Origin of the sequence: Streptomyces sp. NPDC006510 (assembly GCF_040611955.1) — a bacterium.
In the GTDB taxonomy this organism is placed as follows: Bacteria; Actinomycetota; Actinomycetes; order Streptomycetales; family Streptomycetaceae; genus Streptomyces.
On record NZ_JBEXPH010000244.1, the window covers coordinates 1 to 10,374 of the forward strand.

General features: G+C 69.6%; 8 protein-coding genes and 3 pseudogenes. 2 read left to right on the forward strand and 9 right to left on the reverse strand.

All coding sequences use genetic code 11. The features are described from left to right. The 7 genes and pseudogenes from ABZY11_RS39135 to ABZY11_RS39165 form a co-directional block, all read right to left on the reverse strand. A pseudogene (locus ABZY11_RS39135) lies at positions 1-237 on the reverse strand (transposase family protein); the annotation flags it as partial. Positions 238-544: 307 nt separating this feature from the next. Further along, positions 545-1,249: pseudogene (locus tag ABZY11_RS39140) on the reverse strand (reverse transcriptase/maturase family protein); the annotation flags it as partial. 77 nt (positions 1,250-1,326) lie between these two features. Continuing rightward, entirely contained in the window at positions 1,327-1,920 is a 594-nt protein-coding gene (locus ABZY11_RS39145; protein WP_356483737.1) for an HAD family phosphatase, read from the reverse strand. A 47-nt stretch (positions 1,921-1,967) separates the two neighbouring features. After that, the gene (locus tag ABZY11_RS39150; RefSeq protein WP_356483738.1) at positions 1,968-3,212 is read right to left on the reverse strand and encodes a cytochrome P450; all 1,245 of its coding nucleotides are present in this window, start codon (positions 3,210-3,212) and stop codon (positions 1,968-1,970) included. Positions 3,213-3,232: 20 nt separating this feature from the next. Beyond that, positions 3,233-4,837, reverse strand: a complete 1,605-nt coding sequence (locus ABZY11_RS39155; protein ID WP_356483739.1) for a prenyltransferase/squalene oxidase repeat-containing protein — start codon at positions 4,835-4,837, stop codon at positions 3,233-3,235. A 625-nt stretch (positions 4,838-5,462) separates the two neighbouring features. After that, positions 5,463-5,885, reverse strand: coding sequence for a hypothetical protein (locus ABZY11_RS39160; protein ID WP_356483740.1), 423 nt, complete (start codon positions 5,883-5,885; stop codon positions 5,463-5,465). Between the two features lie 430 nt (positions 5,886-6,315). Further along, positions 6,316-7,710, reverse strand: a complete 1,395-nt coding sequence (locus ABZY11_RS39165; protein WP_356483741.1) for an isopeptide-forming domain-containing fimbrial protein — start codon at positions 7,708-7,710, stop codon at positions 6,316-6,318. Between the two features lie 347 nt (positions 7,711-8,057). On the opposite strand from ABZY11_RS39165, the gene ABZY11_RS39170 reads away from it, so the two are divergent. Both ABZY11_RS39170 and ABZY11_RS39175 read left to right on the forward strand, forming a co-directional pair. Continuing rightward, on the forward strand, positions 8,058-8,219 hold the full coding sequence (locus ABZY11_RS39170; RefSeq protein ID WP_356483742.1) for a hypothetical protein: 162 nt from the start codon (positions 8,058-8,060) through the stop codon (positions 8,217-8,219). A gap of 572 nt (positions 8,220-8,791) precedes the next feature. Beyond that, positions 8,792-9,730, forward strand: a complete 939-nt coding sequence (locus tag ABZY11_RS39175) for a phosphotransferase (RefSeq protein ID WP_356483743.1) — start codon at positions 8,792-8,794, stop codon at positions 9,728-9,730. A 135-nt stretch (positions 9,731-9,865) separates the two neighbouring features. On the opposite strand, the gene ABZY11_RS39180 is transcribed toward ABZY11_RS39175, so the two are convergent. Both ABZY11_RS39180 and ABZY11_RS39185 read right to left on the reverse strand, forming a co-directional pair. After that, positions 9,866-10,090 (reverse strand): integrase core domain-containing protein, encoded by a 225-nt coding sequence (locus tag ABZY11_RS39180; protein WP_356483744.1) that lies wholly within the window; start codon positions 10,088-10,090, stop codon positions 9,866-9,868. A 13-nt stretch (positions 10,091-10,103) separates the two neighbouring features. Further along, a pseudogene (locus ABZY11_RS39185) lies at positions 10,104-10,374 on the reverse strand (hypothetical protein); the annotation flags it as partial.

Here is a 10,374-nt window from a genome sequence, read left to right on the forward strand (position 1 = left end):
GCCGCCGGCATCCCAGGACCGGGCAGACCAAGCGTCGTACCTGGACGTGGATCACGACCTTTCGGCCGTCGACCGGCACATCCGCCACGGTCCGGCTGTGGTACCCGTGCACCTTCCCGTCAGCACCCCGCACACCGGGCAGGGCAAAGGAACATCCCGGGTCCGGGCCGCGATCCGGATCACCTCACCGCCATCCACCACCTCCTCGATGACCAGCGCCGCGAGCCCCGAAAACACTGTTCCCACAAGGGAGTTGGCATCGCACATGTGATGTCAACGAGACTCGTCACATGTCGTCACCACCGACTACGGAACAGAGCCGAACGTTTTACAGACCCCCTGCTCGCGGTCCCGGACAAGTTGGACGTCCTTGCGGCCCGCGGCGTCACCGCCCACTGACCAAAATCAAAATCGGGCCTGTTTGGAGGTCGTTTTCTCCCGGTTTTTCATCCTGCTATGCGGGCTTTGTTGGATAATGCTGGGTAGCGCCAGGAGATGGTGGTCTCTCCGGTGAGACGGCGGGCCATCAGGTCGGTCATGGCTTCGCATAGCGTATGTAGCGCAGCCTGCGATACCCCGGATCGTTCGGATCCGAACTCGGCAGGCTGACCATCCGCTGACGCAACGCACGGGCCTGGACCCGGTCACCGCGCCGGCGGGCCTTCGCCAGCAGATTCTGCAACTCCAGATAGGCCGGGTTCCTGGCCCGGCGCTTCCCTCGGGTGTACTCCGGAACAAGGACTGTCTCGACGAACCCGCCCAGCTTGTGCAGGTAGATGTTGGACAGGACCGGGGAGGCCACTCCGCCCTGCGGAGCTCCGGAGAGCGTGGCACCCCACTTCCAGTCCTCCAGGTATCGGCCTTGAGCATGTTGCGCACCAGCCGCAGAAACCGCTGGTCATGAGTTTTCTCGCCGAGGACCGACAGCAGAACCTGGTGGTCCCGGCTGCCGAAGCAGTCGGCGATGTCCCCCTTCGATGAACCAGGACGTCCCGGTCCAGGTGTGGTCCACCTCCCGCAAAGCGGTGTGGCAGCCACGGCGGGGACGGAATCCATGGGAGCGGTCGGAGAATGTCGGCTCGTAATATGCCTCCAACAGCAGGCGGATCACTTCACCGACGAGCTTGTCCGACCAGGTCGGCAGCCCCAACGGACGCGTCGTCCCGTTCTTCTTCGGGATATGGACACGCCGGACCGGACGGAAGCGGTAGCGCTCGTAGCGCATCGCCTCGATGTTCCGGCCGATCTTCCGCTGCGACATGGTAAGTGGGCGGTGTGGTACGGCCTCGCCCGGACGCTCCTCCCGGTGGGCGGGCTCGTTCGGGGTCATTGCCAGGGTTGGTGTCTGATGTCGATGACGTGCATGCCGGCCCTTGTGGCGGCGGTGATGCCTTCGTCGGTGTCCTCGTGGGCGAGGCATCGGGCGGGGTCGGTGCCCAGGAGGTGGGCGGCGCGCAGGTAGGCGTCGGGGGAGGGTTTGGGCTGGGTGACGTCGTCGCGGCCGACGACGGTCCAGGGGAGGTCGTCGAGTCCGACGACCTCCAGGCCGTGTCGGACGATGTCGCTGTAGTTGGCGGAGACGACGGCAAGGGCGGCGTGTCCGGCGGCGGTGCGGGCGGCGGTGGCGGCCGCGGTGATCGGTTTGATGCGGTCGGTGTTCGCGAACCAGTAGGCGCGGGCCGCTTGGACGAAGGTGTCCTCGGGCAGGGCGGCCGGTGGTAGGGCGAGACGCCGGCGCAGTTGGCCGGCGGTGAAGGCGGGTTCGGCGCATAGCCAGGCGAGAGTGACGGTGATGCCGTGGGCGGCGAGTGAGGCCCGCACCGCGCCGTTGTTGACGTCGGCGGTGTCGGCGAGGGTGCCGTCGAAGTCGAAGGCGTAGGCGTCGTACGCGGAGTGGCTTTCGGGTGTCGTCGTCGCCACCGTTCGTGTGGTCCCTTGCTGCTGGGGTCGGCTGCTCTGGTGACGGGTCATGGGGTGAAGTCCACCAGGAGGTGGGCCAGTCCGTGGACGACCCTGTGCGTGTGGGTCGGGACCTCGTTCGGGTCGGTGGCCAGTTCCAGGTCGGGGAAGCGGTGCAGCATCGTGGCGAGCAGGGTGCGCAGTTCGATGCGGGCGAGTTGGTCGCCGATGCAGTGGTGGGGGCCGTGGCCGAAGCTGAGGTGCTTGGCGGCATCGGGGCGGTGGGGGGCGAAGCGGTCGGGGTCGGCGAAGCGGTCGGGGTCGCGGTTGGCGGCGGGCAGGTGGAGGGCGACCCGCTCGCCTGCCCGGATGTGCTGTCCGGCGAGGGTGAGCGGTTCGCGGGCGACGCGCAGCAGGCCGAACTGCAGCACGGTCGCGTAGCGCAGGGTCTCCTCGATGACGCCGTCGACGAGGTCGGGTCGGCGGCGCACCGTGTCCCACAGGCGGGGCGGGCGCAGCAGGAGGAGGACGGCGAGGCCGATGACGTTGGCGGTGGTCTCGTGTCCGGCGATGAGGATGAGCTGCGCGAGGGCGGCGATCTCGTCGTCGGTCAGTGTCGTATCGGTGGCCTGGCTCTGGAGGAGGCCGGAGAGCAGGTCGTCGGCCGGCTCGGCGCGCCTGGTGCGGATCAGGCGCAGCAGGTAGGCCTTCATCTCGGCTTTGCTGGCCAGGAGTTGTTCCCGGGCGCGGTCGAGGGAGAGCAGTTCGGCGGTGAGGCGTTGGTACTGGTCGCGGTCGGTGAAGGGGACGCCGAGGAGTTCGCTGATCACCAGGGAGGGGACGGGCAGGGCGACCGTGGCCATGAGGTCCGCCGGGCGGGGCGCGGCGGCCAGGGTGTCGAGGTGCTGGTCGACGATGTCCTGGATCCGCGGGGCGAGAAGGTTCATCCGGCGGGTGGTGAACTGGCCGTTCACCAGGCGGCGCAGCCGGGTGTGTTCGGGCGGGTCGCTGGTGAGCAGGTCGGAGGGGCGCAGCGCGGCCATTTCCTCGGGGGTGATGAGGCTGGCTCGGACGTGGGAGTTGAGGTGCGGGCGCCGCGAGCTGAGCCTGGGGTCGGCGAGGGCGGCGCGGACGTCTTCGTAGCGGGTGACCAGCCAGCCCGGCGGCCCGTCGGGGAACGCCAACGGTGCCACGGGCAGCTCGGTGCGAAGGCGCCGGAACTCGGCGGGCGGGTCCACCGGGGAGGTTCGGTCGACGGGCAGGGGCCGCGGCGCCCGGTCGGGGCCGGGGGGCTGCGGCCCGTGGGTGGCCATCGCCTCTGTCCGGGGTCCGCTCACCATGTCTCGCCGCTGTCGCTGCCGGTCAGGGCCAGCAGGACCCAGATCTCGGTGAAGACCGGCGCGTCGAACAGCAGAGGTCGGGGTGCGACCTGGTCGGGCAGCGCGGTGAAGGCGCCGTCGGGTCCCTGCCGGGACACCAGGTGGGCCAGGCCGGCCCGCACGACGGCGTCCTCCTGCGGGCGCCGGCCCATGGCGGCCAGGGCGAGCAGCGAGTAGCAGGTGCTTGTGGTGTCACTGGCGTCGCCCGGCCGGTAGCCCCAGCCGCCGTCCTCGTTCTGCGCCTGCGCAAGGAACCGGTGGGTGGCGGCGCTCGCATCGGCGATACGCGCCTTGAGGGCGGTGCGGGTCGGCTCGGGCATCGAGTGCAGCGCCCACGTCGCCCGCCAGATCGTGTTCGCCTCGCTCAGGCTCCAGCTGCGCTCGAACGTACCGTCCTCGTGTTGCGCGTCCAGCAGCCAGCGGGCCGCGCCGTCCAGCAGGCCGCCGTGGTCGCTGCCGTTCCAGGCCAGCGCGCTGACCGCGCCCGCGGTCATGCCCGCCTCGGACGGGTCGCCCTTCACGTAGGTCGGGAACCCGCCGTCCCGCCCGACGATGCCCCGGAAGTACCCTCCGGCCCGCACCAGGGCGTCCCGGTGGCGTGCGGGGTCGACGGCGGCCAGGCACGCCGCGGCGTAGGAGCTGGCGTCCACGTCGCTGTGCCGCATGTCCTCGCCGAACGCCCACCCCCCGTCGGGCATCTGTCGGCCCATCAGGTAGTCGCACATACGGTGCAGCAGGCCGCGGTCCGCTCCCGCCCGGGACAGTGCCAGCCCTGCGGGCCCCGTGTTGAACACGTCCAGGTTCGACATGCTCGGCACACCGCCGTCCGGGTTGCGGCACGCCAGCACCGCAGCCACACCGGACTCGACCAGCCGGTGGCCGGGGGCGAATTCCTGAACGGCCAGCAGTGCCAGCAGGTGAGCGGCCGGGTAGTTCTCCCACACCGGCGCCCGGCTGGAGCCCAGCAGCTCCAGCAGCCGCTCGCGCTCCCCGTCACCGACCTGGCCGCCCGCCCCGAGGCCGTGCGCGACCACGACCCGCACGCTCAGCATGATCATCTCGATCCAGGTGACCGTGTTGTCCTCGTTGACACCGCCCCGCCCTGCCGCACGGTGCGGGCGCAGCATCGACCCATCGAACGGGACGGCGCCCGCCACGGCCAGGTACACGTCGAACAGCAGCCGCTTACGCGCCAGCGAGAAGTGGTCGAACCCAGCCAGCAACTCACCCCCGACCACATCGGAAACGATCCTGCGGCCTTCCAGAACCGCGTGCGCCAACGCCGCGTCGAACCCGCCAGCCTGCGCCTGCGGGGTGGCCAGATACTGCGCGAGCTCTCGCTCCTGGCGCCCACGACCGCCACGCCGGCGCAGCAGGACGAGCAGCAGCGCCGACTCCAGGGCCCGGCTGGTACACGGGCTGCGCACCGCACCGTCCGGTCCGACAGCCGCAGTCAAGCGCACGCACACCCGCTCCCGGGCGGCATCGAGCCCACCGGCCGCCGGATCCATCCCGTAGGCCGCGCCCGAGGCGGCCGTCTCGATCTCGCTTGCCGTCACCGTCAGCTCCCCACTCTCCCCGGTCCGCGCGGCCCAGCCCATGCCCGCGCGTATGGAAACGAGCGAAGCGCGTGCCACGACCAGGAAACCGGAGATCTTCGGATCTGGTGGGAAGACGACCGAGATGCAACGGCTGCCGAGCGATCCGTGTCCACCGCTGCCAACAACCGACCCCAGCGACCGCCCTCCCGGCACGCCCCGCGTGCACTGCGCAGCCTCCGGACGCAGGCTCCGCGCACAGCATCCGCGCCGCCCAGGCCGACCTGCTCGACGCTCTCCCCGAGAGCGCCTGTCCGACCTCGACGACCTGCGAGCCCGAGGCGTGCTCGGCTCCAGCCCAGCGGCGCCCCCGTCCCCTCGGCGGACCCTCGGAACCGGCGGCCGCGCCGACGAGGAACTGCCCCTCCATCCCGCCTGACGGGCCCGACCACGGGCCGGGTCAGGATCACGGTCCAGGCCCGGCCGGCCCTCAGTCAGGGGCGCCGCCCGCTGGGTACCGAACCGATGACGAGCACGACCAGGAGCACGGAGTCGACACCGCCCCTGCTTTCCGCCGAGCGGATCGATCCCGGCGCACTCCTGGGCGCTGCCCCGCCGGATCATCCGGCGGGGCTTTTCCGTCGTCCTACCCCTCCGCCCCGCCCTCGTGCTGCTTCTGGTCGTGGCGGGCGGCGAGTTCCGCGCCCCGGGCGAGGATCTTCTGTTCCAGGGCGTTCATTTCGGTGGGGGTGTACTCGCGGTCCTGGACGACGGCCCAGCCGACGTCGCCATCCGGCCCGGCCGCGGTGGTGATCCGCGGTTCGGCGGTGTCGGGGCGGGGCAGCGCGTGATGGCCCTGGTGGACGATGACGCCGTCGCGGGTAATGGTGAGCCGGTCGGGGCCGGCCTCCATCCACGGCGTCTCGACCGGGTCGGCCCCGTACAGCTCGGGCGGACCGGCGTACCAGCCTCCTGCGGCCCCTTCGGGCGCGATGTGGACCAGGCGCAGCTCCGTGCCGTCCTCGATGACTTCGTACAGCTCCGTCGTGCGCGGGCCGTGCACGGTCACCCGGGCCAAGGGAGTAGTACGCGTCGACAAGGTCGACACCGGTCGCTACTGCGTCACGATCGCGGACGGCATCGACTGGACCAAGAGCGTGCCGCAGGCCACCCTGGGCCCCGGCGCCAAGTGGAAGGGAGAAGTCCGAGTCGCTTCCGGGACTTCCGGCGTCTGCGGCCAGGACCCGCATGGGCGTAGGCCTGCACGCTGACCCCTCACGCCCAGCATTCCGTCACCCCACACGCCGCATTTCGTCGGTTCCCCGCTGGGCCGGGATCGCGGACTGCAGGAGGATGAGCCGGTCGGAACGCTGCGGATGACGGTCGTGCCGCCGGAGGGGCGGGGCCCCGGGGGCCGTACCCCCGGCCATGCCCCTTCGCAGGGGGTGGCCGGGAGCGGTTGAGGGCAGTAGTCCTCGCGGCGATTGGCTGGGGGACTACTACTGGGTGGCGCAGGGGTCGCAGCAGGAGGGGGCCGGTTCGACGCAGACGCTGACGGTGTCGGTGTTGTTGGTGGTGTCGGGGTCCTTTTCGTTGCCGGTGGCGATGGCGGTGTTGCTGATCAGGCCGGCCTTGGTGGCCTTGGCCCGCAGCACGAGGGTGGCGATGGCGCCGTCGGCCAGGTCCCCCACGGCCCACTGGCCGGTGGCCGGGTCGTAGCTTCCGGGGCCGGCGGCGGACAGGAAAGTGAGGCCGTCAGGGAGTTGGTCGGTGGCGGTGACGCCGGTGGCGTCGTTCGGTCCGGCGTTGTGGACGGTGATGCGGTAGGTCACCGTCTGACCGACGGTGACGGTGGTCGCGTCGGCTGCCTTCGTCACGATCAGGTCGGCAGCCGGTTTGACCTGTGTGACCTGCTCGTTGGAGGTGGAGGTCAAGGGCTCCGGCGTGTCGCCGAGCCGGTTCTCGTAGGAGGCGGTTGCGGTGTTGCTGATCTGCTTGCCGCCGCTGGCCCTGTCGATGGTGACCCGGTACTCCACCGTGGTCCCCGCCGGCACGCTTTCAGTGTTGACCAGGCTGCCCCCGTTCGCGGCGGAGGCGCCGTTGCCGAGGTGGAAGACGACCTTGTTCGCCCCGGCGTCGTAGTAAGCCTGGTCGTCACCTTGGACGTCGGTCTTGGCTCCGGCATTCGGGCCGTCGACGATGCGCAGGGAGCCGGGCAGATACGTCGTGCCCGGCGGGATGAGGTCGGTCAGGACGAGGTTGTCCGCCGCGCCGCCGCCCTCATTTTTGGCCGTGACGCGGTAGGTGACGACGTCACCCACCTCCAACGGCCCCGAGGGGATCGCGGTCTTGTCGAGCACCACGTAGGGAGCGGTGCCGAAGAAGACGCCGTCCAGGAAATTGCCGATGCCGCCGTTGCCGCCGGCGGCGGAGATGGAACGGAAGGCGAAGCGCGTCAGCGTCTGGCCTGCCGGGACGGTGTAGGTGCCGGTGTAGTAACCCCAGGCCGTGTTGCCGTCGGTGAAGCGCCTCTGCTGCACTGCGGAGCCCGGCGTGCCGATGTCCAGCGCCATGGTGTCATCCCCCTGGCGGCCGCGGTGATACAGCCGCCAGTACAGCTTCGTACCAGGGGTGGTCGGCAGGTCCTGGTAGAGCGTGGAGACCTCATAGGCGTTGAGCTCTGCGAACTGGGAACCGTCAGCTGATAGCACGCCGTTGTAGCCCGAATGCCACAGCTCGATCTTGTGATCGGAGGCGGTGGTGAGCCAGCCCGGAACCCACTTGGGCGTCTGCGTCTGTGAGGCGTCCGGCAGGATCTCCACACCGGTCACAGGGGGCTGTTCGAAGCTGCCGTTGACCAGGGCAACCCGGAGCGGAGCAGGAGGTGTAGCCATGGTTCTTCCCCTTGAGTCGACGCTGCTGGAATGCACCGCCGACCGGCCGCACTTCTGCGGGCCGCGGCGGAACCGAAACATTGGGTAGCTCACCGAACTCAGGCGAACACGGAAAGTGCTATGTGCGGGTATTTGGCCGATTTCGCGCGGCAGGTTTGAGGAACCCGCCCCGGAATCACTCCGGCCGCGCTGTCATGCGTGATGCCGAAGGCATACCCCTCCCACCACACGTGCCTCCCGACCCTCTCCCGCCTGCCCCGTTATGACCGAAAGCCCCCGTTGCACCTCTTGCGTTCATCCTTGTTCAGGGTGAATCAGTTGCCAGCGGAGTTGACGCTCTCGGCGCAGTGGCACGGCCGGGCAAGAACGTCCTCGCCCTGCTGTGCGAGGAGATCGGCGAGGAGATCGGCGAGGAACTCGACCACGGCCTCGCCGCCCGCCGCTACGCGATCACGTCCGTCGGCCGCGCCCTCCATGGTGCCGTCCTCCGAGCCGTTCGCCCTTTCTGATCGGAACCGAGGAGGGTGTGCGCGCTGCAAGCTGCCCTTCCGCCTCGGTGTCTTCCTCGACTGGGCCGTCACCGCCGGTCTTCTTCGCTACAGCGGACCCGGCTATCAGTTCCGCCACCGCGAACTTCAGCAATGGCTCGCCGACCACCCCCACCCCTGAGCTCTGGTCCCGGGCATTCACGCCGATGCAGACCTGTGGTCCCAGGCTGCCGAAGCGGCCTGGGGCCTACGGCGCGTGCCGTCACCGGCGAAGCCGTGCTCCAGAAGGGGGTGTCCCCGCAGCCGTCAGGCAGGACCAGGAGACGACGGCGCAGCGCCTTGGCATCGAGGCCGGCCGCCGTCCGTTCCACGGTGGCCAGACTCGGGCCATGAAAGCGCTGCTCCCAGGCTCACGTGGAGCGGCTGGAGCACGAGAGTGAGGTGAAGTTCGGGGTGTCGCCAAGCTCACCGCAGATAGGTTCAGTAGCTGGCGCCGGCCTCCCTGGGCTCGACTGGGCCGGTTGAGGCTTCCGCACACCATCCGAGCGGCAGGGGCGTTGAGCCTGCTGTCCGAGCGAGCGAAGGGAATCATTGTGAGCACAGTGTCGGTACGGGCTCGGTGGGAGGATGTGCCGCTTGATGTGCGGGCTGCGGTGCAAGCGCGGCTCGGATCGTCGGTGGTGGAGGTCATCTATCCAGGGGGCGGCTTCACGCAGGGGCTTGCCGTACGCGTGAAATGTGCCGACGGCAGTGAAGTGTTCCTCAAGGCGGTCGACCTCGCGGCGCGCATGGCGTCGCACTACCGGGCCGAGGCGGCGGTCGGGAAGCACTTGTCGGCGGTGGTCGCGCCCCGGCTCCTGTGGTCGTTGGAGGCGAGCAACTGGATCGTCAACGCCTTCGAGTCGGTCCGGGGTCGGGAACCTGACCTGCAGCCTGGGTCCGCGGATCTGAGCGGTGTCCTGGATGCGGTTGGTGCGCTGGAGCAGGAGCTGACGCCGTGCCCTGCTCCAGGGGTCGGTCCGGTCGGGGAGACGTTGTTCTCGTTGGCCGGCCACTGGGCTCGGCTCGCTGCCGCTCCGGCCGGGTCTGGCGGGCAGGACTCCTGGGCAGCGTCACGGCGTGTTCGGCTGGCGGAGCTGGACGACCCTGATCGGCTGGTGAAGGCGAGTGTCGGGGACACGCTGATTCACTGTGATCTGCGTGCGGACAACATGCTCGCGGAAGCTGGTACGGGGCGGATTCGGATCCTGGACTGGTCCTGGGGTGCGCGGGGCGCGGCGTGGGTGGATGCGGCTTTTCTGGTACCGCAGTTGATCACCGCCGGTCACAGTCCGGCCGGGGCGGAGGCGGCGGTGGCTGCCCGGGTGCCGGCCTGGCACGCGGTGGATCCCGAGGCGGTGAGTGTGTTCGCGGTGGCGATCACCGGCTACTGGTGCTGGCACCACGCACACGGCCCCGGAGGCGCACTGGGTGCGTACCGGGGCCGGGCGGCGGAGGCCGGCAGGCGGTGGATCGACTACCGGCTCGGCTGAAGCCTGGGGGTGGCGGGGTGGTGGTCGGTGAGGCCGCGGGCAGGACGGAAAGCAGGTGTGGGGCCGCGAGGTAGCCGAGGTAGTCCTTCCCGGTGCTGCCGTCGGGTGAACCGCCCCCCGGGTTCGGTAGAGGTCTCAGATTGTGGTTGTGACCTGGGGTTTCGTGGATTCCATGTAGTAGTTGGCTTCGTACTCGACGGGCAGGAGGTGGCCTATCTCACCGTAGGGCCTGCGGTGGTTGTACCAGTCGGTCCACTCGGCGGTGGCCAACTCGACCTGGGAGAGCGATTTCCAGGGCCGCCGGGGCTTGATCAGCTCGGTCTTGAACAGGCAATGCCGCGGAGTTAAGTCGTCGCGCATCACGTCAAGTTGATCAGTTTTCAGCTGGTGGGGCCAACCATTCGGGGGCGATCCGGTATCTCCCTCGCCCTTCCCGAATCAGCATGGTCTGCTCGGCCCACTGGTTGATCTGTGTGCACAGACTGCGGTACTTCGCCCTCACCGTGATGCCGAGGGCCTTGCTGATCTCGACGGTTCGCCACGCTCGTCCTGGATCAGTGCGCAAGAGACGGAGGGTGCGCTCCCTGAAGCCCAGGTCATCGGGATCGGTCTCGTCACGCCGGTGGACGGCAACGTGCACGGAG